Source organism: Pseudomonas sp. DR48 (assembly GCF_019823085.1).
Classification (GTDB): Bacteria; Pseudomonadota; Gammaproteobacteria; order Pseudomonadales; family Pseudomonadaceae; genus Aquipseudomonas.
Genome location: NZ_CP081946.1, coordinates 3,033,872 through 3,056,573, shown reverse-complemented (window position 1 = coordinate 3,056,573; position 22,702 = coordinate 3,033,872). Strand labels below are relative to the sequence as shown.

The 22,702-nt window shown below is 59.5% G+C and carries 17 protein-coding genes; 10 read left to right on the top strand and 7 right to left on the bottom strand.

Annotation, left to right across the window (positions count from 1 at the left end):
- The first annotated feature begins 11 nt into the window (after positions 1-11).
- From K5K95_RS13735 to K5K95_RS13725, 3 genes are all read left to right on the top strand, one after another.
- Positions 12-1,187: an alginate O-acetyltransferase gene (locus tag K5K95_RS13735; protein ID WP_222589859.1), complete on the top strand. Its 1,176-nt coding sequence runs from the start codon at positions 12-14 to the stop codon at positions 1,185-1,187.
- Between the two features lie 14 nt (positions 1,188-1,201).
- Positions 1,202-1,855 (top strand): alginate O-acetyltransferase AlgF, encoded by a 654-nt coding sequence (locus K5K95_RS13730; protein ID WP_208669916.1) that lies wholly within the window; start codon positions 1,202-1,204, stop codon positions 1,853-1,855.
- A 209-nt stretch (positions 1,856-2,064) separates the two neighbouring features.
- Positions 2,065-3,516 (top strand): mannose-1-phosphate guanylyltransferase/mannose-6-phosphate isomerase, encoded by a 1,452-nt coding sequence (locus K5K95_RS13725; protein ID WP_222589858.1) that lies wholly within the window; start codon positions 2,065-2,067, stop codon positions 3,514-3,516.
- A gap of 75 nt (positions 3,517-3,591) precedes the next feature.
- Here K5K95_RS13725 and K5K95_RS13720 read toward each other — a convergent pair whose 3' ends face one another.
- Positions 3,592-6,333 (bottom strand): RHS repeat domain-containing protein, encoded by a 2,742-nt coding sequence (locus K5K95_RS13720; protein ID WP_261398154.1) that lies wholly within the window; start codon positions 6,331-6,333, stop codon positions 3,592-3,594.
- 157 nt (positions 6,334-6,490) lie between these two features.
- Positions 6,491-9,346, bottom strand: coding sequence for an RHS repeat domain-containing protein (locus tag K5K95_RS13715; RefSeq protein ID WP_261398153.1), 2,856 nt, complete (start codon positions 9,344-9,346; stop codon positions 6,491-6,493).
- Positions 9,347-9,513: 167 nt separating this feature from the next.
- On the opposite strand from K5K95_RS13715, the gene K5K95_RS13710 reads away from it, so the two are divergent.
- The 3 genes from K5K95_RS13710 to K5K95_RS13700 all read left to right on the top strand — a co-directional run bounded on the left by K5K95_RS13710 (position 9,514) and on the right by K5K95_RS13700 (position 11,351).
- Positions 9,514-9,978 (top strand): multidrug transporter, encoded by a 465-nt coding sequence (locus tag K5K95_RS13710; RefSeq protein WP_222589857.1) that lies wholly within the window; start codon positions 9,514-9,516, stop codon positions 9,976-9,978.
- A 34-nt stretch (positions 9,979-10,012) separates the two neighbouring features.
- Positions 10,013-10,837, top strand: coding sequence for an SDR family oxidoreductase (locus tag K5K95_RS13705; protein WP_222589856.1), 825 nt, complete (start codon positions 10,013-10,015; stop codon positions 10,835-10,837).
- Positions 10,838-10,952: 115 nt separating this feature from the next.
- The gene (locus tag K5K95_RS13700) at positions 10,953-11,351 is read left to right on the top strand and encodes a DUF4440 domain-containing protein (protein ID WP_222589855.1); all 399 of its coding nucleotides are present in this window, start codon (positions 10,953-10,955) and stop codon (positions 11,349-11,351) included.
- Between the two features lie 127 nt (positions 11,352-11,478).
- Here K5K95_RS13700 and K5K95_RS13695 read toward each other — a convergent pair whose 3' ends face one another.
- From K5K95_RS13695 to K5K95_RS13680, 4 genes are all read right to left on the bottom strand, one after another.
- Positions 11,479-12,327 (bottom strand): HlyD family secretion protein, encoded by an 849-nt coding sequence (locus tag K5K95_RS13695; RefSeq protein WP_222589854.1) that lies wholly within the window; start codon positions 12,325-12,327, stop codon positions 11,479-11,481.
- A 25-nt stretch (positions 12,328-12,352) separates the two neighbouring features.
- Positions 12,353-12,553 (bottom strand): DUF1656 domain-containing protein, encoded by a 201-nt coding sequence (locus K5K95_RS13690; protein WP_008153498.1) that lies wholly within the window; start codon positions 12,551-12,553, stop codon positions 12,353-12,355.
- A complete protein-coding gene (locus K5K95_RS13685) occupies positions 12,543-14,747 on the bottom strand; it encodes an FUSC family protein (protein ID WP_222589853.1) in 2,205 nt (734 codons plus the stop codon). Before K5K95_RS13685 ends, K5K95_RS13690 begins: the two co-directional genes overlap by 11 nt.
- A 138-nt stretch (positions 14,748-14,885) precedes the next feature.
- Positions 14,886-16,385, bottom strand: coding sequence for an efflux transporter outer membrane subunit (locus K5K95_RS13680; protein WP_222589852.1), 1,500 nt, complete (start codon positions 16,383-16,385; stop codon positions 14,886-14,888).
- Between the two features lie 283 nt (positions 16,386-16,668).
- On the opposite strand from K5K95_RS13680, the gene K5K95_RS13675 reads away from it, so the two are divergent.
- The 3 genes from K5K95_RS13675 (at position 16,669) to K5K95_RS13665 (ending at position 20,677) form a co-directional block, all read left to right on the top strand.
- Positions 16,669-17,637, top strand: coding sequence for a LysR family transcriptional regulator (locus K5K95_RS13675; RefSeq protein WP_222589851.1), 969 nt, complete (start codon positions 16,669-16,671; stop codon positions 17,635-17,637).
- Positions 17,638-17,962: 325 nt separating this feature from the next.
- Positions 17,963-18,340, top strand: coding sequence for a DUF6124 family protein (locus K5K95_RS13670; RefSeq protein WP_222589850.1), 378 nt, complete (start codon positions 17,963-17,965; stop codon positions 18,338-18,340).
- Positions 18,341-19,702: 1,362 nt separating this feature from the next.
- Positions 19,703-20,677, top strand: coding sequence for a 2-hydroxyacid dehydrogenase (locus K5K95_RS13665; RefSeq protein WP_222589849.1), 975 nt, complete (start codon positions 19,703-19,705; stop codon positions 20,675-20,677).
- A 39-nt stretch (positions 20,678-20,716) separates the two neighbouring features.
- On the opposite strand, the gene K5K95_RS13660 is transcribed toward K5K95_RS13665, so the two are convergent.
- Complete coding sequence (locus tag K5K95_RS13660) at positions 20,717-21,619, bottom strand: DMT family transporter (RefSeq protein ID WP_222589848.1); 903 nt, start codon at positions 21,617-21,619, stop codon at positions 20,717-20,719.
- A 138-nt stretch (positions 21,620-21,757) separates the two neighbouring features.
- On the opposite strand from K5K95_RS13660, the gene K5K95_RS13655 reads away from it, so the two are divergent.
- Entirely contained in the window at positions 21,758-22,633 is an 876-nt protein-coding gene (locus K5K95_RS13655; RefSeq protein WP_222589847.1) for a helix-turn-helix domain-containing protein, read from the top strand.
- The last annotated feature ends 69 nt before the right edge of the window (positions 22,634-22,702 follow it).

The following is a 22,702-nucleotide window of genomic DNA, read 5'->3' as shown; positions in this document are numbered from 1 at the left end:
GGGATCTGACCATGACCCGCTCATTACGCATCCTCTACATCGCCCTGTTCCTGCTGATTCTGCTGGTGCTGGGCGTGTGGTCCACGCGCAGCTTCTTCGGCTTCAATACGTCGGCCGAAACCACAGTGCTCAACGGTCGCTGGACCAAAGCCGTCGAGACTCACTACGACGCCGAATTCCCGATCAAGCGTCTTGGCACCAACCTCTGGGCCGCACTGGATTTCAAACTGTTCAACGAAGGTCGTCCGGGTGTTGTGCTCGGCCGCGATCAGTGGTTGTACAGCGATGAAGAATTCAACCCGATCGTCAACGAAGAGTTGAACCTGCAAGGCAACTACGCACTCGTAGAAGGCGTGCGCCAGGAACTGAAAGCCAAGGGCGTGAAACTGGTGATGGCGATTGTGCCAGCCAAGACTCGCCTGTACCCGGAACACCTGGGTGAAGTGAAGCCTTCGAGCATTCACGCCAACCTCTATGAAGACTTCCACGCTCGCGTGGCAGCCGACAAGATCCTGGCGCCCGACCTCTATGGCCCGATGCTCAAGGCCAAGCTGGACGGTCAGCAAGTGTTCCTGCGCACCGACACCCACTGGACCCCGCAAGGCGCGCAAATCGCCGCCGAGGCGCTGGCCAAAACGATTACCGAAAAAGCCCCGCTCAGCGGCGAGCCGCAAGACTTCGTGACGACACCTGCGGAGAACGTGACACACAAGGGCGACCTGCGCTTGTTCCTGCCACTGGACCCGTTGTTCGAAAACATGATGCCGGCGCAAGAACCGCTGCAAAAGCGCAACACCGTTGCGGTTGATGCTCAGCCTGCCGGCGACGACGCGTTGTTTGCCAACACCGACGTGCCGGTGGCCCTGATCGGCACCAGCTACAGCGCCAACCCTAACTGGAACTTCGTCGGTGCGCTGAAACAAGCGCTGCACAGCGACGTGGTCAATTACGCCGAAGACGGCCACGGCCCGATTCTGCCGATGCTCAGCTATCTGAAAAGCGACGCTTTCAAGAACAGCCCGCCTCAGGTGCTGATCTGGGAGTTTCCTGAACGTTATCTGCCTGTGAACAACGAAATTGGTGACGCCGACCCGCAGTGGGTCGCAGAGCTCAAAGAAGCTGGCGTTCGCCAACAAAACGTAGCTGCAAACACTAAATCCGAGACGCCCGACCGGGCGCAAAACTGAAAGAGAGGTACACCATGACTTTCACTACTACTCCTCGCCGTCTCGCCAAGACCTTCGCACTTGTGGCTGGCATGAGCGTGTTGTCGATGTCCGCCTTCGCTGGTGACGCCGCACTCTACGGCCCGACTGCACCGAAAGGTTCGAGCTTCGTACGTGTCTATAACGCCGGTAATGCTGAAGTCAGCGCCACCGTCGGCACCACCAACCTGAGCGATGTTGCGCCGCTGTCCAGCAGCGACTTCAGCTTCATGCCGGGCGGCGACTACAGCGCCAAGGTCGGCAGCCAGACCCTGCCGGTGAAACTGGCCGGCGATCACTATTACACCCTGGTCAACAACGCCAGCGGCGCACCACAACTGATCGAAGAACCGCCGTTCAAGAACAAGCAGAAATCCCTGGTTCGCGTGCAGAACCTGAGCGACAAGGCCCTGACCCTGAAAACTGCCGACGGCAAGACCGAAGTGGTTCCCTCCGTTGCGGCCAAGAGCCGTGGCGAGCGTGAAATCAACCCGGTGAAAGTCAGCCTGGCGCTGTATGACGGCGCGACCAAAGTCGGCGACGTGAAGCCGGTTGCCCTGGAACGCGGTGAAGCCGCCGTGCTGTACGTCACCGGCAGCGGCAGCAGCCTGTCGCCAGTCTGGGTAAAACGCCCGGTCTCGACGCGCTGATTAATTTTCTGACTTGACGCTCCCCCTGTAGGAGCCGGGCTTGCCCGCGATGCAGACACCTCGGTTCAACAGATACACCGAGGCGATGCCATCGCAGGCAAGCCAGCTCCCACAAGGACCGAGGAGTCAATTCGGACACGGAATAAGAACAAGAGTGAAACGACAGAACGCAGTAGCTCTGACCCATACGATTTTCAAGGAGTAACAACATGATTCCAGTGATCTTGTCCGGTGGTAGTGGCTCACGTCTTTGGCCGCTTTCCCGTAAACAGTTCCCCAAGCAATTTCTGGCCCTGACCGGCGAGCACACGCTGTTCCAGCAAACCCTGGAACGCCTGGTATTCGAAGGCATGGACACCCCGATCGTGGTCTGCAACAAGGACCACCGCTTCATCGTCAACGAGCAACTGGCCAACCGCAAGCTGGAAACCCAGCGCATCCTGATGGAACCGTTTGGTCGCAACACTGCGCCGGCCGTGGCCCTGACCGCGATGATGCTGATCAATGAAGGCCGTGACGAGTTGATGCTGGTGCTGCCGGCCGACCACGTGCTGGAAGACCAGAAAGCCCTGCAACGCGCCCTGGCCCTGGCCACTGTCGCTGCCGAAAACGGCGAAATGGTGCTGTTCGGCGTACCGGCCACCAAACCGGAAACCGGTTACGGCTACATCAAGTCGACCAATGATTCGCTGCTGCCGGAAGGCGTCAGCCGTGTCTCGCATTTCGTCGAAAAACCAGACGTCAAACGCGCCACTGAATTCGTCCAGTCCGGCGGCTACTTCTGGAACAGCGGCATGTTCCTGTTCCGCGCCAGCCGCTTCCTGGAAGAATTGAAAAAACACGATCCGGACATCTACGACACCTGCCTGCTGACCCTTGAGCGCAGCGAACAGGATGCCGACACCATCACCATCGACGAAGCCACCTTCGCCTGCTGCCCGGACAATTCCATCGACTACTCGGTGATGGAAAAAACCCAGCGCGCCTGCGTCGTGCCACTGACCGCTGGCTGGAGCGATGTCGGTTGCTGGGCGTCGCTGTGGGAAGTGAATGAAAAAGATGCCAACGGCAACGTCACCAAAGGCGACGTGGTCATCCAGGACAGCAAAAACTGCATGATCCACGGCAATGGCAAACTGGTGTCGGTGATCGGCCTGGACAACATCGTCGTCGTCGAAACCAAGGACGCCATGATGATCGCCCACAAGGACTCGGTCCAAGGCGTGAAACAAATGGTCAACACCCTCAACGCGCAGGGCCGTAGCGAAACCCAGAACCACTGCGAAGTCTATCGTCCGTGGGGCTCCTACGATTCGGTGGACATGGGCGGCCGCTTCCAGGTCAAGCACATTTCGGTGAAACCGGGCGCATGCCTGTCGCTGCAAATGCACCACCACCGCGCCGAACACTGGATCGTGGTCAGCGGCACGGCTGAAGTGACCTGCGACGACAACGTGTTCCTGCTTTGCGAAAACCAGTCGACCTACATCCCGATCGCTTCGGTTCACCGTCTGCGCAACCCGGGCAAGATTCCACTCGAGATCATCGAAGTGCAATCGGGCAGCTATCTGGGTGAAGACGATATCGAGCGCTTTGAAGATATCTACGGTCGTTCCACCCCGGTCGAACGCGGCGTGTCGGTGAAAACCATCGCGCAGTAAACACCAGGCAAATTAAAAGCCCCCGTCCAGTCCGCTGCGAATCCCCATCCGCAGCGGGTTGGTCGGGGGCTTTTTTTATCCCGTCCATCTAGCGCCTGATCTCGAGGCAATCGCGGCTGACCTTGGGTTAACTGCCCGAGTGGTGATTTTTACTACCTTGCTGGTCTTGTTTATCGTATTCAACGATTTGAGGGTCAGAAAGTTGCCCACGCCTCGTACACTCGAGACATCTTTGGACACGACCCCGGCGTCCGCGGCTATTTTGAGTTCGTTTGCCTTCAGCTGGGAGGCAGGGTTTGCCACCAAAAACTCCACCTTGGCCTCCGTGTCATTACTGGCAGCCCCCTTGTCCATCGTTGTGGAAATCGCCGCGATTGCGTAAATATGCCGGGCTCCCGGTGCCTTGAGCTTGTCTTCTTTCCTCAAAATCGCAAAGAACCTGTTCTCGACAACTTTTTGCGGGTTGGCACTTCCAGGGGCCGACTCGATGATCCGGGTTTTCTGAAAACCCGACTCCGCCCACGCCACCATCTCTGACGATATTGTTTCTCCTAGCTCAAAATTCATTTGGGGCTCTCCGGACTTGGCGTCCGTAAACATCCTCGATGCATGTTTGAACCCCCGTTTGTACTCCTTCAAGCTGCGTATAAGCTCATCCTTGCCAACGGAGTATTCAACGTCGACACCCACTTCCACGGCTTTAAATCCGGAGCTGGGTTTAAACGTTTCGGTTTTACTGTCAAAGACCGCGACTTTTGCCGACATCGCCTTGGCCTTCAATCCCAGTCGCTGAAACCTGCCAATGTCGATCTCGTAGTCCCCCACTACGTCATGTTGCAGGCCGGATGAATCAATGAACGTCATTGGGTTGTTAATGACCATCGCATAAAAATTCAGACCATCGACATCACCGGCAGGATCGGGATTGAGCCAGCGCTGCAACCACGGGATGTAATAACGCAGGCCGTAGTAATAAAGCCCCGTCGCATCCCGCTCCTTACCCGAATAACGAATGGTCTTATAGTCGACGGCCGAACCGGTAAACCATGCAGTTTCGCCAAAGGGATAGAACACTTCCTGGCTGATGATGCGTGCGTCGTCGGCCAATTCCACCGTGCAAGACTTCAGGTGATCGACCAGGCTGTACCGGTATTGATCGTTGACCCCGGACGGTGGGTCGCTTTCCCAGTGCAATACCCGAACCGTATTGAGTCCGGCCAGCGCGGTGATGACGTGGAGCACTTCTCCAGTGCCACTGTCAGTGCGCATTTCCAGCTCCGGCAGGTAACGCACTTCGGATTTCACGGTTCGGGCATTGGTCTGCCATGAACGAATCTTGCGCACTCGCTGGCCGCCGGTATCGTAGAAATAACATTCACAGTCATTACGTCCGGATTCACGTTCCACGGGGTTGACCGAGTGCAATTGATTGCGCAGGTCCCACGTCAACAACCGTCCCTGATCCAGCTCCAGCAAGTTGCCCTTGGCATCGAATGCCGCGGCGATTTCATTTTCGGTCGGCGGCACCCCGTTGCGGTATGGCAAGCAACGATTGCTGTACCGGGCAGCTCTTAGCTGGCGCCCCGGGCTTTGTGCGCCGACGTGTTTTACCTCCAGCAAGTTGCCGCCGTCGTCATAGCTGTAGGTCTGGCGGTAGGTACTGAGCGCCGCGGGATCGTTGCGCCCCACCGAGGCCGGCCCTTGATTGGCGGCGCCCGCCTCCCAGCCAATCGCAACGATTAATTGATACAAACTGTCATACCAGTATCGACTAACGGGTTCGATGCGTTGATTGTTGAAATAACGCACCGGCAACGCTTTGTCTTCGATACTCAACACATTGCCCATGCGGTCATAGGCGTAGAGCAGATGTTGCAACTCACCGGTACGCTCGCTGTGCGCCCGCCGGGTCATCAAGCGACCACTCTTGGCGCAGTACGTCAGCGTTGTTTGTACGCCGTTGCCTGCCACTTCTCCTGTGATCTGCCCCTCGGCGTTGTACTCGATTTCACTGACCAGTGTGTGCCCGGTCGGTTTGCCTGAGTGCTTAAGGACGCTGTGGTGCAATCGCCCATCAAGGGTGAAGCCAAAGGTCTGACGGTTCTGCCTGGCATCGACTGATTCCAGTACATTACCCAGCGGATCGAACCGCCACGTGGAAACGGCACCATCGCCGGGCTCCAACACACTGTTGCGATCAGCAATCGGCTCCGGCCAATCAGGGGCAGCGGCCGCTAAAGTGAAGTGTTGAGCCTGCCTTGTGCACTGGCCAGTGATTGCGAACGACTCAAACAGCACGGTCCCGCCCGGGCTATCCTGGCGAATCAATTCCCCGCATTGGTTATGATCCTGAGCCCCCGGTTCGGCACGCCCATACTCCATGCGTTCAGCACAACGTCGTGGTTCGGTCGCCAGGTGTTCGAACACCGCCACGGGCCGAAGCAGGTCGTCATATTCAACCTCGCGTCGTATCCCGCGACTGTCCCAGCTGAACAGCACCTGATCGGCCAGGCCAAACAGACTGACTGTGGAGCCGGCATCGACACTGTTCGTGCAAACGGGATGGCCGAGCAGCGAATGCACTGTGGTGATGTTGGCGGGGACTGCGGGGTCGTCTTCGTGCAACGCCCACAGCCGAGGGTCCCACTGCCTTATCGGGAAACCCGCGGCATCGTGGAGCGTGCGATTAAATCGCGCCTGAGCGGCGATGCCTTCAACCTCACGCCAATATTCAACCGAACAGACGGGCAATCCTCGCGGATCGAAGACAAACACTTTGGGTGTGTTGTAGTGCATTCCCATCGTCATGGCCGGCATGCCCTGAATGTCCTTTTTTGCCAATGGCCATCTAATCGTGGCGGTGACTGCCTGGCTACTGTCAGTAAATTACAGTGGCCACCAATGATGATCGCGGCTGCCCTTGAATGTCTTTTCCCGCAGTTAGTTGGGCGGGGGTCTTTTTTGTCCCGCCGAATTACTGCCTGGCGGTGACTACCTTTTTGTTCATGGTGTTTCTGACCTTGGTACGCTCGAACACATTTACAGAAGACTTTGTCGCGCCAAAAAAACCTCGCCGGGTCGGGGCATACTTTCCGATGGTCGCTGCACCTTGAAGAGTTTGATAATGAATGTCCCACGCCTTTGTTTTTCGGTCGTACCTCATAAAGGCGAACCCGGTTGTCTCTGTGATCACACTGTTATTTTCATCAACATCAAATCCATAATCGGGAAATTCCATCGATGCGCTGAGCCCCAGTCCGTGCTCAGCGGAAGGTAACGTGTTGTATTGCGCATCTTCTTTTGAACCCTCTACGTGCCTCACCCGCAATACATTGTCATTGAGCTGATCGACCGTCAGCGAACAACCACTGAAACCCGGTGTAAAAACAAATTCAGGGTCCGTGCCTTGGGGATGGACAGGTATGTCTACATACCCTCCCTGCGCAGCCCAAAAGCCGGAGACTGCGCTGGACTGTTCAGGAATTTCACCGGCAGCGATATCGACAACCTTGAGGGCATTGAACTCACCCACCGCCGCGCCGGAATACGTCATCCGCTGCATTGAAAATATAAAACTGGCGCCACCTTCTTTATTCGCCAGTTGCGAACTGACCTGCGGTGAATAAGCGACTTTCGTTGACATCAGCAAGTCTGTGTTAACCCCCACATGGCTAAATTCAGGAATCGACAATGCCTTGAGGATATCCGCTGACTGCCCCGTGAATGGCACCATGTGGATAGGTTTTCCCGCATCAACGGGCTTGGCACCCGGCACTTCGCGCTCATTACCCGCGGCGATGACCGGTGCCCGTAAGCCGTTACTCAAGGGCTTTTTCGAAATGGCTCCACTGTCATCAATCAAGCTGACCGGGTTGTTTCGGGTCATCCAATACAGATTCAGTCCATCCACATTCCCCGCGGGGTCCGGATTCAGCCAACGGAACAACCACGGCACGTAGTACCGAAAACCGTAGTAACAAAGCCCCGTCGCATCCCGCTCCTTACCCGAATAGCGGATGGTTTTATAGTCGACGCCGATGACGTCCGAACGGGCAAACCATGCCGTTTCACCGAAGGGATAGAACACTTCCTGGCTGATGATGCGTGCGTCGTCGGCCAGTTCCAGGGTGCAGGACTTCAGGTGATCGACCAGGTTGTACCGGTATTGATCATTGACCCCGGACGGTGGGTCGGTTTCCCAGTGCAATACCCGAACCGTATTGAGTCCGGCCTGCGCGGTGATGACGTGCAGCACTTCTCCAGTACCACTGTCAGTGCGCAGTTCCAGCTCCGGCAGGTAACGCACCTCGGCTTTCACGGTTCGGGCATTGGTCTGCAATGAACGAATCTTGCGCACTCGCTGGCCGCCGGTATCGTAGAAATAACATTCACAGTCATTACGCCCGGATCTACGTTCCACAGGGCTGACCGACTGCAATTGATTGCGCAGGTCCCACGTCAAGAACCGCCCCTGATCCAGCTCCAGCAAGTTGCCCTTGGCATCGAATGCCGCGGCGATTTCATTTTCGGTCGGCGGCACCCCGTTGCGGTATGGCAAGCAACGATTGCTGTACCGGGCAGCCTTAAGTTCGCGCCCAGGACTTTGGGCCCCCACATGCGTTAACTTCAGCAAATTGCCGCTTTCGTCATGGCTGAAGGTTTGGTGGTAGTTACCGAGCGCTGCAGGATCGTTACGGTCGACTGAGGCCGGCCCTTGATTGGCGGCGCCCGCCTCCCAGCCAATCGCCGCGATCAATTGATACAAACTGTCATACCAGTATCGACTAACGGGTTCGATGCGTTGATTGTTGAAATAACGCACCGGCAACGCCTTGTCTTCGATACTCAGCACATTGCCCATGCAGTCATAGTCATAGAGCAGATGTTGCAACTCATCGGTACGCTCGCTGTGCGCCCGCCGCGTCATCAAGTGACCACTCTCGGCGCAATACGTAAGTGTTGTTTGTACGTCGTTGCCCGCCACTTCTCGCGTGACTTGTCCGTCGGCGTTGTACTCGATCTCGCGGACCAGCGTTTGCCACGTGAGCTTGCCGGCCAGTTTGAGTTCGCTCTGACGCAACCGACCATCACGGGTGAAGTCAAACCTCTGGGTGTTCTGCCGGGCATCGACCCTTTCCAGCACCTCACCGTGCGGCCCGTAACGCCACGTCGAGATTGCGCCCTCACCTGGTTCCAATAACGCCTCACGCTCGGCAATCGGCTCGGGCCAATCAGGGGCAACGGCCGCTAAAGTGAAGTGTTGAGCCTGCCTTGTGCACTGGCCAGTGATTGCGAACGACTCAAACAGCACGGTCCCGCCCGGGCTATCCTGGCGAATCAATTCCCCGCATTGGTTATGATCCTGAGCCCCCGGTTCGGCACGCCCATACTCCATGCGTTCAGCACAACGTCGTGGTTCGGTCGCCAGGTGTTCGAACACCGCCACGGGCCGAATCAGGTCGTCGTATTCAACCTCGCGTCGTATCCCGCGGCTGTCCCAGCTGAACAGCACCTGATCGGCCAGGCCAAACAGACTGACTGTGGAGCCGGCATCGACACTGTTCGTGCAAACGGGATGGCCGAGCAGCGAATGCACTGTGGTGATGTTGGCGGGGACTGCGGGGTCGTCTTCGTGCAACGCCCACAGCCGAGGGTCCCACTGTTTTATCGGGAAACCCGCGGCATCGTGGAGCGTGCGATTAAATCGCGCCTGAGCGGCGATGCCTTCAACCTCACGCCAATATTCAACCGAACAGACGGGCAATCCTCGCGGATCGAAGACAAACACTTTGGGTGTGTTGTAGTGCATTCCCATCGTCGTGGCCGGCATGCCCTGAATGTCCTTTTTTGCCAATGGCCATCTAATCGTCGCGGTGATGGCCTGGCTACTGTCAGAAATTACAGTAGCGACCAGCGGTACACGCCCTTGAACCGCGAATGTCCATTCCCGCGGCCCTTCGGTAGGATGGTGGTCATGAGTTCAAGGAGCGTTAAAACATGTTCATCGGCGTCTTGCTGGTCATTACCTGGCTGATCCTGTTGCTGCGCTATCCGGCCAAAGCGTTGCCGGTCTCTGTGGCGGCCGCCATTGGCCTGGGCCTGGTGGCTACGTGGGTAATCTGGATGGACAACCGCGAGGTCAAGCAACTGGCGCGTCTTGAACTGCGCATTACCTACTCCCCCGAGCAATGCCCGGCCGACCGCCCCCTGCTACTGAAAATGAACAACGGCAACGACGTGCCGCTCACCGAGTTGCGCTGGCGCATCGCCGCGTACGCGCCGGGCGATACGGTCAACCTGGCCGACAATCAATACGCCGCCCCACGCTATCGCGGCCCTGGCGAACTGCAGGCTGGCGCCAATTGGGAAGACTGTTTGCCATTGCCGCCACTGCGTCCCGGTTATCGCCCGCAAACCCTGGAGTTTCGCGCCGAACATCTGCAAGGTAGTTTCTCAGACTAATCTTCCCTTTTTTCTATTGCACAAGGACCGCGCCATGCCTGTTGCGTTGATTACCGGTTGTTCCAGCGGCATTGGCCGCGCCCTGGCCGATGTGTTCAAGAGTGCCGGATATGAAGTCTGGGCCAGTGCGCGCAAGGCTGATGACGTCGCGGCGCTGGCCGCCGCGGGTTTCACGGCGGTGCAACTGGACGTCAACGACGCCGCCGCGCTTGAACAATTGAGCGAGCAGATCAATCAGCAACGTGGCGGCCTTGACGTGCTGATCAACAACGCCGGTTACGGCGCCATGGGCCCCTTGCTCGACGGCGGTGTGCCGGCGATGCAGCGGCAGTTCGAAACCAACGTCTTTGCCATTGTCGGCGTAACCCGTGCGATGTTCCCGGTGCTGCGCCGCGCCAAAGGCCTGGTGGTAAACATCGGCAGCGTTTCCGGGGTGTTGGTCACGCCGTTCGCCGGCGCGTATTGCGCCTCGAAAGCGGCGGTGCATGCATTGAGCGATGCGTTGCGCATGGAACTGGCGCCGTTCGGGGTTCGCGTGATGGAGGTCCAGCCGGGCGCCATCGAATCCAGTTTCGCCAAGAATGCCGGCCATGAAGCGGAACAATTGATCACCGAACAATCGCCGTGGTTTCCACTGCGTGAAGGCATTCGCGCACGCGCCAAGGCCTCTCAGGACAAGCCGACGCCGGCCAGGGAATTTGCCGAGGGTCTGCTCAAGGCCGTGCAACAAAGCAACCCGCCGCGCCTGATTCGCCTGGGCAATGGCAGCCGGGCGTTGCCGCTGTTGGCCGGGTTGTTGCCCAAAGGGTTGTTGCAGGCGGGGTTGATGAAGCGGTTTGGGTTGAAGGGGCAACTTTAAATCGGGTCGACGCTATCGCGGGCAAGCCCGCTCCCACAGGTTTCGCGGCGCTCTCCGTGGGAGGGCTGGCCCGCGAAGACGTCAAACCAGACGCAGCAAAATGACTGGAAAAAACATGACCGACTACAGCGAATATTTTGACGAAGTCATCCAGGCCCACATCGCTATCGAAAAATGGTTGGCCCTGGAACTGGACGAGTCTGTGCTTGAACAACTGCTGGCGCGTTTTTCGCCGCAATTTTCCATGGTCTCGCCGTTGGGCCGGGTGCTGGATTTCGAGGCATTGAGCGAGTTGTTCATGCTGGCGGGCGGCAGGAAACTCGGGTTCAGGATTGAGCTCGGCGAACTGCGCGGCATTGCGCTTTATGACGGTGGCGCGGTGGTGAGTTATCGCGAGCAGCAGACCGATGCAACCGGCCTGCATTCTGATCGACGCTCGACGGTGGTGTTCGAGAAACAGGCCGACGGCAAAGTGCTTTGGCGGCATTTGCATGAGACGTTTTGCAAGGGCTAAGTCCGCGTCGCGCCCATCGCGAGCAGGCTCGCTCCCACAGGGGATTTGTGGTGTTCGCAGAATCCACGTCCGGCTCGATCAATGTGGGAGCGAGCCTGCTCGCGATTGCGGCGACGCGGTCCAACGTCTAGTTAACCACCACCGTGCACGTAATCCCGGCCGCCAACAGCACCCCTTCAGGCACTTCATCAATGTGAATCCGCACCGGCACTCGCTGCGCCAGGCGCACCCAGTTGAACGTCGGATTCACATCGGCAATCAGCTCGCGACTTTCCGGGTTATCGCGGTCATAAATACCGCGCGAAATGCTCTCCACATGCCCCTTCAACACTTCGCCGCTCATCAACTGCATGTCGGCCTTGTCGCCCACCCGCACATGCGGCAGTTTGGTTTCTTCGAAGAAGCCATACACCCAGAACGAGTTCATATCGACCACGGCCATTTTCGCTTCGCCGATGCGCGCGTAATCGCCGCGATGCACGTTCAGGTTGGTGACGTAACCGTCCACCGCCGCGCGGACTTCGGTGCGTTTGAGGTTCAGTTCGGCCGCTTCAAGTTGTGCCTGGGCTTGCTGGTAATCGGCCAGCGCCGAGTCGGCGATGTTGCTGGCGTCGTCGCGGTTTTCCTTGGAAATCACCAAGGCGTCCATGTCGGCGCGGCGATGGGCGTTGACCTTGCGCATCTCCCACGTCGACTTGCGTGAGGCCACCAGCGCCTGCGCTTGTTTGACTGCGATGCGGTAATGCTCGGGGTCGATCTGCATCAGCAAATCACCCTTCTTCACCTGTTGGTTGTCGCGCACCGGCACGTCCACGACTTCACCGGTGACGTCGGCGGCAACGTTGATGATGTCGGCGCGCACCCGACCGTCGCGGGTCCACGGCGTGTTCATGTAATGCACCCACAGGGTCCGGCCGATCCATAGCGCGAGGGCCAGTACCAGCAGGGTGGCGAGCAGGCTGAAAAGCTTTTTCATCAGGGCCTTCTTCAATGATAAAAAGTCAGTGATAGACAGTCAGCGCCAGGGCGCCGAACAGACAGGTAAACAAACTCAGGCGCAACAGCGCCGGGTGCCAGAAGAAGCGGTACAGGTCGAACCCGGACAGGAACCGGTCCAGCGCCCAGGCCAGCGCCGCGGCGATGAAAAACATCAACGTCATGGTCGGCATGTACACGCCGTGGAAGGCGATTTCACGAGGCATGTTCAAGTCCTTGGAGCTTGGCGACGGCGCTGGCCTTCAGGTAGCCGGCGAGCGGTGATTGCGGGTCGAGCAGCGAGGTGCGGATGAAGTGCAGATAGCTCTTCACCCGACGCAAGGCCGAGGTGTCGAAGTGCGGGGCGAACGGCTCATCGGTGGTTTGCACGCGGTTGATCGCATGGTCGACCGCGATCAATCCGCGCTCCAGATTGCTCTGGCTCGGTTGCAGAAACAGCCGCACCAGCGAGCGTCCCATCACGCGGATCGCCTGACGCCACGGCTGGGATTCGGCATAGGCCGGGTGCACCGGCAGAATCGCCTGCTCCTTGCGCAACTCGATGATCGCGTGACCGACCTCCAGCACCACGAACATCCAGCGCAGCAGGTTTCGTTGCACCTGCGGTTGTCCCGCCGCGAAACCGTAGGCCTGGTGCAACAAGTCCCGCGTACCGCTTTCAAAACCCGACGCCAAACCCTTGAGTTTGCCGCTGATGGCGTACACCACTTGCCCGCGCAGGTCCTGCTCCAGGCGCCGCCACAACCAGCGGCTGTTGGGCGGAAGGATGATCGCCCCGGCCGCCGCGCACACCAGCATGCCCATCACCATGGCGATGTAGTCGTTGATGAACGCGTAAGGGTTGTAGACCGTGAGATTGTCCGGCACCGAACCAGTGCTGAAGAAGATCAGCAAACCGAGACCGACACCAACGTATTGCGGCCGTGAAGTGAGGAACGCCCCGAGCACGATCACCGGCGCGAGCATCACGCATAGCAGTGGAAAACCATCGATCAACGGGAAGATGAAAAACATCTCGAAGAAGCCGATCAGCGCCCCGAGAAATGTTCCGCACGCCATTTGAAACGCCATGCGCTTGGGGTTCGGCGTGGCCGCAGACAGGCCCACGGTGGCCGCGGCGATCAGGGTCATGGTCGCCCCGCTCGGCCACGCCGTCGCCACCCAATAGCTGCCCAGCACCACCAGAATGAACGCCGCGCGAATGCCCGCCGCGGCCGAGGCCATCCAGTTGGTTTTCGGAGTGAACGGCTCGTCCCATTGCTCCCGCGCATGGCTGTGATCGGCCAGCGAGGCGTGGGTCTGTGCATAACTGTGCAACTCATCGACGAAGCGATAGAGCAGCTCATACGCGGTGTGGAAATCGAGTTGCTCGGCGTCGCTCGGCTTGCTCTCCTGAAACGTCGCCCGCAGGCGGCGAACCCGGGCCGGCAGGTTTTCCTTGTAGGTCGCCAAGGCGTTCGTCAAACGTGCGGCATCGGGGCTGGTCAAGGCGCGACCGCTAAAGCCATCGAGCAACTCGGCCAGGTCCTGCAGTCCCGGTTTGATCGCCGCGACCACATGATCCGCGTCACTGCTGCGCAAGCGTTCGAGCAACTGATGCAAGGCGTTGAACCGCGTGGTGATGCCCATGAATTCGCTGTTCAGGCGACTGAGCCGGCCGTTGCGCCGACGCATGTGCGGGTCCTCGAACACGGTGACGCTGCGCAGCCCTTCAAGCCCGACGGCCTCGGCGATAAAGCGCACGTTGCTCGCCTCAAAAGCCTCCGGTTTGCTGCGACCGCGCAAGCCGTCGGTGACGAACAAGGCGAACACACCGAAGCGTTGATACAAGGCGTTGCGCATCGCCGCGCTGGCGGTTTGCGGCAGGATCGCGGCGCTGACCACAGTGGCGCAGAGAATCCCCAGAGAGATTTCCAGCACCCGCCAGACCGCTGCCATGAACGCGCCATCCGGGTGCGCCAATGCCGGCAGACCGACCATTGCGGCGGTGTACCCGGCCAGCACAAAACCATAGGCGCGAAAGTTGCGATACCGCGCAGCGCCGGCCGTGCAGATGCCGACCCAGATCGCCAGCGAGCCGAGGAACAGTTCAGTGTTCTGCGCAAACAGGGCAATCAGCGCAACCATCACCGCCGACCCGATCAGGGTGCCAAGGAAGCGATAGAAACTCTTGGCGAACACCTGACCGCTTTGCGGCTGCATGACGATGAACACGGTGATCATCGCCGTGCGCGGCTGCGGCAATTCCAGGCGCATGGCCAGCCACAGCGTCAGGAATGCGGCGAACAACACCTTGAAAATGTACACCCAGGTCACGCCGTCGCTGCGTGCCCAGTCGAACAAACCCCGGCGCCATTCAAGGGAGTACAGCCAGCGCAAAGGTGCGGGCAAGGGAGTCATGAAATCCTGCTCACTGTAATTCAGTCAGGTAGAGAACCTGTGGGAGCCAGCCTGCTGGCGATGGCGGTGCGTCAGTCAATGCTGATGTCACCTGACACACCGCCATCGCCAGCAGGCTGGCTCCCACAGGTTTTGTGTTCACTTGAGAAGCTTCGGGGTTTTGGGAGCAACGGTCTGGCTGTCTTTGGGTACATCGTCGCCCGCACCAAGCCCTCCACCCAGCGCCGTCACCAGTTCAGCATGGGCGCTCAGCCGCGCGGCCTGCACCTGCTGCTGGACTTGCTGCTGCTTGAACAACAAGGTCTGGGCGTTGAGCACGTTGAGGTAATCGGTGAGCCCGCGTTGATAGGCGATCATCGCGATGTCGTAGGTCTTCTGCGCCATCGCCACCGACTCGGCGGCGAAGGCTTGCTGTTTGTCCATGGATTCGCGACGGATCAACTGGTCCGAGATGTTTTTTAGCGCATTGACCAGGGTCTGGTTGTACTTGGCGACGGCGATGTCAAACCCCGCCGAGGCTTCACCCAGTTCCGAACGCAAGCGGCCGCCATCAAAAATCGGCAGCGAGATCGCCGGGCCGACGCTGTAGCTGAGTTTCTTGCCGGTCAAAAACTCCAGCGCCCCGCCACCGGTGGCCATGTAGCCAAGGCTGCCGACCAGATCGACGTTGGGATAAAAACCGGCGTGAGCGACGTCAATTCCACGCGCCTGAGCCGCCACTTGCCAGCGACTGGCGACCACGTCCGGGCGTTGCCCGAGCAATTGCGCGGGCAATGACGACGGCAGTTTCAGCGGCGCGGCCAACGACAGCGTCGGGCGTTGCAACTGCGCGCCCTCCCCCGGCCCCTTGCCCGCCAGCGCGGCGAGTTGATTGCGACTCAGGGCGATTTCTTCCTCCAGGGCGTCAATCTGGCGGTGGGTTTCCGGCAGCGGCGCCTGCGCCTGACTCACCTCGAAATGAGTGCCAATGCCGCCATTCAAGCGTTTCTGCGCCAGGTCGAGGATTTGCTCTTGCTGTTTCAGGGTGGCCTCGACGATGTCCCGCTGCGCGTAGTGCAACGAGAGTTCGATGTAGGCGCGCACGATGTTGTTCTGCAATTCAAGCTGGGCCAGGCGCGCTTCGGCGGCGCTCATGTGCGCCATGTCCACCGCGCGCTCGGTGGTGTTGCTTTCGCGACCCCAGAGGTCAAGGGCATAGCTGAAGCCCAGCGCGGCGTTGTTGTCCCAGGTCGTGGTGTCGGCCAACTCGCCCGGCCCGTAGAACTGATCGGTGGGCCAGTGGTGGCGCTTGAGCGTCGAGTCGCCATTGATCTGCAATGATTTGGCAGACTCGGCGACACCCGCCATGGCCTTGGCCTGACGCACACGAGCGGCGGCCATGGCCATGCTCGGGCTGCCTTGCACGGCGAGGTCGATCCAGCGGTTGAGTTGCGAGTCGCCATAGGCCTGCCACCATCGGGCAGTGGGCCAGTGAGCGTCCTGCGCGGCGCTCTGGATAGCTTCGTCGGTGGCCAGTGAATTGGCCTCCAGTGCCTTGCCCTGTGGGGCAATACCTCCGGTTCCGATGCAGCCGCTGATGGTCAGGGTTAAAGCCAAAACACTGAGCGTCTGAAGCGCTCTGCTGATGCGACGCGGCACTGCTGCGATTTCCTGAGGTGAGATTTGATCCCCTGTAGGAGCTGTCGAGTGCAACGAGGCTGCGATCTTTTGATCCTGTCTTTAAAAAACAAAGTCAAAAGATCGCAGCCTCGTTGCACTCGACAGCTCCTACAGAGGTAGCGCAATTCTAGGGGTGGGCTTTGTTGGCGATAAGCTGGGAATCCTGTGAATCTTTGTTACCGTTAACGCGATAATCCGTTGGTCGGGGTCACCGCCCCAGTAACTTCGTGTCACAATTTGCCATCGCACCCGAGAGCACCCCATGGACACTTTGCAAAACATGCGCGCCTTCAGTTACGTGGCCGAGGCCGGCAGCTTCACCGCCGCGGCCGTGCAACTGGACACCACCACGGCCAACGTTTCGCGCGCGGTCTCCAATCTGGAAGCCCATCTGCAAACCCGCCTGCTCAACCGCACCACCCGCCGCATCGCGCTGACCGAGGCCGGCAAGCGCTACCTGTTGCGCTGCGAGCAGATCCTGGCCTACGTCGAAGAAGCCGAAGCCGAAGCCAGCGACGCCCACGCCCGCCCGGCCGGGCAGCTCAAAGTGCACACCATGACCGGCATCGGCCAGCACTTCGTGATCGACGCCATCGCCCGCTACCGCAAGACCCATCCCGACGTGACCTTCGACTTGACCATGGCCAACCGCGTGCCGGATTTGCTCGACGAAGGCTACGACGTGTCCATCGTGCTCGCCAGCGAACTGCCCGACTCGGGTTTCGTGTCCCAGCGCCTGGGCATCACCTACAGCATCGTCTGCGCCTCACCGGCGTACGTGAAAGCCAACGGCTGCGCACAAAAGCCCAGCGACTTGCTCAATCACATGTGCTTGCGACTGGTGAGCCCGGTGATCCCGCTGGAGAAATGGACCTTCGACGGACCTGAAGGCCAGGAGATGGTCACGATTAACAGCTCACCGTTTCTGGTGAACTCGGCCGACGCCATGAAAACGGCCATCACCAGCGGCATGGGGGTTGGCGTGTTGCCGGTGTATGCGGCGATTGAAGGCCTGCGCAACGGCACACTGGTGCGGGTGATGCCGAACTACCGGTCACAGGAATTGAATCTGTACGCGATCTACCCATCGCGGCAGTACCTGGATGCGAAGATCAAAACCTGGGTCGAATATCTGCGGGGTTCGTTGCCGGAAATCCTGGCGGCACATCAAGCGGAACTGTCGGCGTATGAATTGAGTGGGACGCTGGGTGGGGCCCGGCTGGCGAACTGATCTCACGGTCCTACAGACGCGGTGAATTTGCGGGATGTTTCCGACGAACTCTGTCGGTTGTTGGGTCAGACGGGAAATCGGTAGGCTTTGCGGGTCGCTGGCTTTTCAGCGATCGGGTCTGGAAAACCCGAATAAGGATCACGGCACATGACATAATGCGGCGCTTTTTCAGCTCCGCAATTTGAGTTATGGCGGCTGTGCGTGGGAGACCTTCGGGTCTGCCGGGTTTGATCCTTTCTCGGTTTTTCCAGTCCGCGTACAGCTGCCACCTCTTCGTCTGGAAAACGAAAAAGTGGCAGCTCCTCGACTCTAAGGATCTTTGCCAATGATTAAAGAAACTCCAAATCCCCCGGAAGCCGACGACGTCTCCCCCTACGAATCCGCCGACTCCAAAAAATTCAACGACGCCGCCGAACGCGCACTGGATCACTACCTCAAACCCGCCGCCCTCAAATCACCGGCCAACCGCAAACCAAGCACCATGTTCCTGATTGCGCCGGAGATCAAAGACGAAGACCTGTTGGCCCACACCTGTGAATCGTTGGCCCAGGCCAGCGTGATGGCGAGTGATTTTGCGGGGTATCTGGAAGGCCCGCATCGACATACAGCGATGGCGATTCAGCAGATAGTGATGCTGGCCGAGCTGGCGGTGAACCGGATGCTGGATAACGTGGCCGTACCAAAATCTACGCCACACAGCTGATCCCCTGTGGGAGCGAGCCTGCTCGCGATGGCGGTCCGACATTCAGCATTGATGCTGGCCGACACACCGCCATCGCTGGCAGGCCAGCTCCCACAATAGATCGGCATATACGCTTCGCTCCTCACCACTCAACAGGCCGAGCGGTAGCTCGCCTGCAGCTTTTGATATTGATCCGCCCGCCCCATCGGAACGCGGAGCGTCCCTGGCTGCATTCCCACGCGGAGCGTAGGGAACGATCAGCGAGGTAGCAGCAGGAGGCTGGTCGGCTGTCAGGCCGCCATCGCCGGCAGGCCAGCTCCCACAATAGATCGGCATATACGCTTCGCTCCTCACCACTTAACAGGCCGAGCGGTAGCTCGCCTGCAGCTTTTGATATTGATCCGCCCGCCCCATCGGAACGCGGAGCGTCCCTGGCTGCATTCCCACGCGGAGCGTAGGGAACGATCAGTGAGGTAGCAGCAGGAGGCTGGTCGGCTGTCAGGCCGCCATCGCTGCGATGCGGCGGCCCGACAGGCCAGCTCCCACAATACATCGGCGTACCCGCTTCGCTCCCCACCACTCAACAGGCCGAGCGGTAGCTCGCCTGCAGCTCTTGATCTTGATCCACTCGCCCCATCGGAACGCGGAGCGTCCCTGGCTGCATTCCCACGCGGAGCGTAGGGAACGATCAGTGAGGTAGCAGCAAGAGACTGGTCGGCTGTCAGGCCGCCATCGCCGGCAGGCCAGCTCCCACAATAGATCGGCGTACCCGCTTCGCTCTACACCACTCAACAGGCCGAGCGGTAGCTCGCCTGCAGCTCTTGATCTTGATCTGGCTTTTGATCTACCCGCCCCTTCGGCAGGCTGAGTGGAGGCGTTCATCTGGGGGGCAGGCGCGTAGCGCCGTTCGACGAAGTCGAACACATCGAGAGGAGGTCGAAGCGAAGCCGACCGGAGGCGATGCCCCCAGATGAATGCCGGAGCGAAGGAACACCGAGCCTAAGCGAGGGGCCGAACGCCGGGGCGAGCGTTTTTTTGCTTACTTTTTTTAGGCGCTTGTAAAAAAAGTGAGTCGCCGTCAGGGCGAAACCCTAGGTGGCCGTTACCGCAGAAATGGATATGTACACCTGAAAGAAAATGGTCAGCTGTCAGGCCGCCATCGCTGGCAGGCCAGCTCCCACAGGGTTCGGTATACACCTGAAAGAAAATGGTCGGCTGCCAGGCCACCATCGCGAGCAAGCCCGCTCCCACAGTTGGGCCGGGTACATCCAAGAGAACATGGTCGGCCCAAAGGCCGCCACGTAACCAAGCCCAACCACTCGCACAAAAGCGAAGAACAATGCTAGCGTGCCAGGCATTCAAAAAGCCCCGACGAGCCCCCTCATGAAAAAGACCGTCCTAGCCTTCAGCCGCGTCACCCCCGAAATGGTCGAGCGCCTAAAACAAGACTTCAACGTCATCGTCCCCAACCCGAAAGACGGCGACATCAACGCCCAATTCAACGAAGCCCTGCCCCACGCCCATGGCCTGATCGGCGTCGGCCGCAAACTCGGACGCGAACAACTCCAAAACGCCGCCAAACTCGAAGTCGTCTCCAGCGTCTCCGTCGGCTACGACAACTACGACGTCGCCTACTTCAACGAACGCGGCATCATGCTCACCAACACCCCCGACGTCCTCACCGAAAGCACCGCCGACCTCGCCTTCGCCCTGCTCATGAGCAGCGCCCGCCGCGTCGCCGAACTGGACGCCTGGACCAAGGCCGGCCAATGGCAAGCCACCGTCGGCGCGCCGTTGTTCGGCACCGATGTACACGGCAAAACCCTCGGCATCGTCGGCATGGGCAACATCGGCGCCGCCATCGCCCGTCGCGGTCGACTGGGCTTCAACATGCCGATTATCTACAGCGGCAACAGCCGCAAGACCGAACTGGAACAAGAACTCGGCGCCCAATTCCGCACACTCGACCAACTCCTGGCCGAAGCCGATTTCGTCTGCCTGGTCGTCCCGCTCAGCGAAAAAACCCGGCACTTGATCAGCCACCGCGAACTGGCACTGATGAAACCCAGCGCCATCCTGGTCAACATCGCCCGCGGCCCGGTCGTGGATGAACCCGCCCTGATCGAAGCGCTGCAAAATAACCGGATTCGCGGTGCCGGCCTCGACGTCTACGAAAAAGAACCATTGGCCGAGTCGCCATTGTTCCAACTGAAAAACGCCGTGACATTGCCGCACATCGGCTCCGCCACCCACGAAACCCGCGAAGCCATGGCCAACCGCGCCCTGGACAACCTGCGCAGCGCCTTGCTGGGCGAGCGACCGCAAGATCTGGTCAACCCGCAAGTCTGGAAAGGCTGATTAAAACGGGCAGACGTTTTCAAGCGTCTGCCCATCAAATCAAGCCAACTTGCCATTCCCCTGCACCATCGGCGCCTTGGGTTTACGAAACACCAGCACGTTGCCCAACATCACTAGCACCAGCCCTACCAATGCCGGCGCGGTCCATTGATAGCCTTCGGCAAACGCTGACACATTCAGCGCCACGATAGGGAAAAGCACGGTGCAATACGCCGCACGCTCCGGCCCCATGCGCCCGACCAGTGTCAGGTAAGCGGTGAAACCGATCACCGAGCCCGGGATCACCAGGTACAGCAGCGAACCGACATACCGCGCGCTCCATTCGATGTCGAACGGGATACCTTTGACCAGACACCATATCGACAACATCGCCGCGCCATAGGCCATGCCCCAGGCGTTGGTGGTCAGCGGTTTCAGACCGGCCTTCTGCTGCAAACTCGACAGCATGTTGCCGGCCGAGAAACACAGGGTTCCGAGCAATGCCAGGCCCAGCCCGAGCAAAGTTTCCGGGCTGGCGGTATGTCCGGCCAGCTCAGGCCAGAACAACAGCCCCAACCCGAACAACCCCAGCGCCCCGCCCATCAATACGTTACGGGCGATTTTCTGACCGAAAAACACCCGCGCATTCAAGGCGTTCCACAGGGTGGCGGTGGAAAAAACCACGGCGACCAGGCCGCTGGGAATCCACTGGCTGGCGGTCAGGAAGCACATGAAGTTGACGCAGAACAGGCACAAGCCCTGCGCCAGGCAGATCAGGTGTCCGCGACGGTTCATCACTTGCAGGCGACGACTGAGCAGCAACATCACGAACAGCACCAGCGCCGCAAGGCCAAAGCGATAGACGATCGACACCGGAATCGCCACCACCCCCAGCTGCCATTTCAAGGCAATCCAGGTGGTGCCCCAGATCAGCACGGTCAGCAAGTACAACGACAGGTTCATGGCAAACACTCCTCAATTGGCGTTCAGTGTCCTGCGCCACACCTTTTCGCACTTGCATAAACTTGCGCTTTTGTCGGCCCGGAGGCTGGCACGGCAAGGCCTACGGAGTAGGATGCAAGGCGTTGGAGAGAAGCGATCATGCCCGCATTGGAATCCCTGCAAGTCTTTCAAGCTCTTAACCGCTCGCCCAATGCTCGCCTTGAGCACAGCGCCGAGCTCGGTGACGGCATGGCTGCAGCCTTGTGGAGCAACCATCACGATGCCCAGGACTATGAGGCGCCGAGCCATCACACCTTGTCCTGTTACATCGCCGGCGGCACCGGTACGTTTCGCCGCGACCAGCCCGGCACTAAAGGCGGCCCGGACAAGCTGTGCATTCTGCCGGCCGAGCATCAATCGGGCTGGGTGATCAATGGCGACATTCGCCTGGCCCACGTGTATTTCAGCCCCGAACAATTCGCCCTCGGCTGCGTCACGCTGCTGGACCGCGAACCGCGCGAACTGCAATTGCGCGAAGCCACTTTCCTCGACGATCCGCTGCAAGCCCGGCGTTTTCGGCACATGCTCACCCTCAACTGGGACGAACCCGGCGAACGCCTGCTCACCAGCAGCCTGGCCCATGAAATGCTCAGCCACGTCTTGCTCGGTCAGGTCGGCATGCGCGAGGGGTTGCGGCTCAAGGGTGGATTGGCGGCGCATCAGCGGCGGCAGTTGGTGGAGTTCATCGACACTCAATTGGCCGAGGCCATCAGCCTGGGACAATTGGCGGCGTTGTGCGCGTTGTCCGAATACCACTTTGCGCGGATGTTCCGAGAGAGCTTTGGCTTGCCGCCGCATCAGTATGTATTGGCGCGCAGGCTGAGCCGGGCGCGGGAGTTGTTGCGTTCAACGTCGCAGCCGCTGGGGGAGATTGCACTGGCGTGCGGGTTTGCCAGTGCGAGTCATTTCACCAATCGGTTTCGGCAGGCTCTGGGCGGGACGCCTGGGGAGTACCGGCAGGCGTTTTTGCGGTAATCCTGAAATTTGCAGTGAATGTCAGGCCGCCATCGCGGGCAAGCCCGCTCCCACATGGGATCTGTGGCG

Bases quoted from the DNA above. Each gene is read 5' to 3' on its own strand.
- K5K95_RS13735 (WP_222589859.1), top strand. From the start codon at position 12: ATGACCCGCTCATTACGCATCCTCTACATCGCCCTGTTCCTGCTGATT.
- K5K95_RS13730 (WP_208669916.1), top strand. From the start codon at position 1,202: ATGACTTTCACTACTACTCCTCGCCGTCTCGCCAAGACCTTCGCACTT.
- K5K95_RS13725 (WP_222589858.1), top strand. From the start codon at position 2,065: ATGATTCCAGTGATCTTGTCCGGTGGTAGTGGCTCACGTCTTTGGCCG.
- K5K95_RS13720 (WP_261398154.1), bottom strand. From the start codon at position 6,333: ATGCCGGCCATGACGATGGGAATGCACTACAACACACCCAAAGTGTTT.
- K5K95_RS13715 (WP_261398153.1), bottom strand. From the start codon at position 9,346: ATGCCGGCCACGACGATGGGAATGCACTACAACACACCCAAAGTGTTT.
- K5K95_RS13710 (WP_222589857.1), top strand. From the start codon at position 9,514: ATGTTCATCGGCGTCTTGCTGGTCATTACCTGGCTGATCCTGTTGCTG.
- K5K95_RS13705 (WP_222589856.1), top strand. From the start codon at position 10,013: ATGCCTGTTGCGTTGATTACCGGTTGTTCCAGCGGCATTGGCCGCGCC.
- K5K95_RS13700 (WP_222589855.1), top strand. From the start codon at position 10,953: ATGACCGACTACAGCGAATATTTTGACGAAGTCATCCAGGCCCACATC.
- K5K95_RS13695 (WP_222589854.1), bottom strand. From the start codon at position 12,327: ATGAAAAAGCTTTTCAGCCTGCTCGCCACCCTGCTGGTACTGGCCCTC.
- K5K95_RS13690 (WP_008153498.1), bottom strand. From the start codon at position 12,553: ATGCCTCGTGAAATCGCCTTCCACGGCGTGTACATGCCGACCATGACG.
- K5K95_RS13685 (WP_222589853.1), bottom strand. From the start codon at position 14,747: ATGACTCCCTTGCCCGCACCTTTGCGCTGGCTGTACTCCCTTGAATGG.
- K5K95_RS13675 (WP_222589851.1), top strand. From the start codon at position 16,669: ATGGACACTTTGCAAAACATGCGCGCCTTCAGTTACGTGGCCGAGGCC.
- K5K95_RS13670 (WP_222589850.1), top strand. From the start codon at position 17,963: ATGATTAAAGAAACTCCAAATCCCCCGGAAGCCGACGACGTCTCCCCC.
- K5K95_RS13665 (WP_222589849.1), top strand. From the start codon at position 19,703: ATGAAAAAGACCGTCCTAGCCTTCAGCCGCGTCACCCCCGAAATGGTC.
- K5K95_RS13660 (WP_222589848.1), bottom strand. From the start codon at position 21,619: ATGAACCTGTCGTTGTACTTGCTGACCGTGCTGATCTGGGGCACCACC.
- K5K95_RS13655 (WP_222589847.1), top strand. From the start codon at position 21,758: ATGCCCGCATTGGAATCCCTGCAAGTCTTTCAAGCTCTTAACCGCTCG.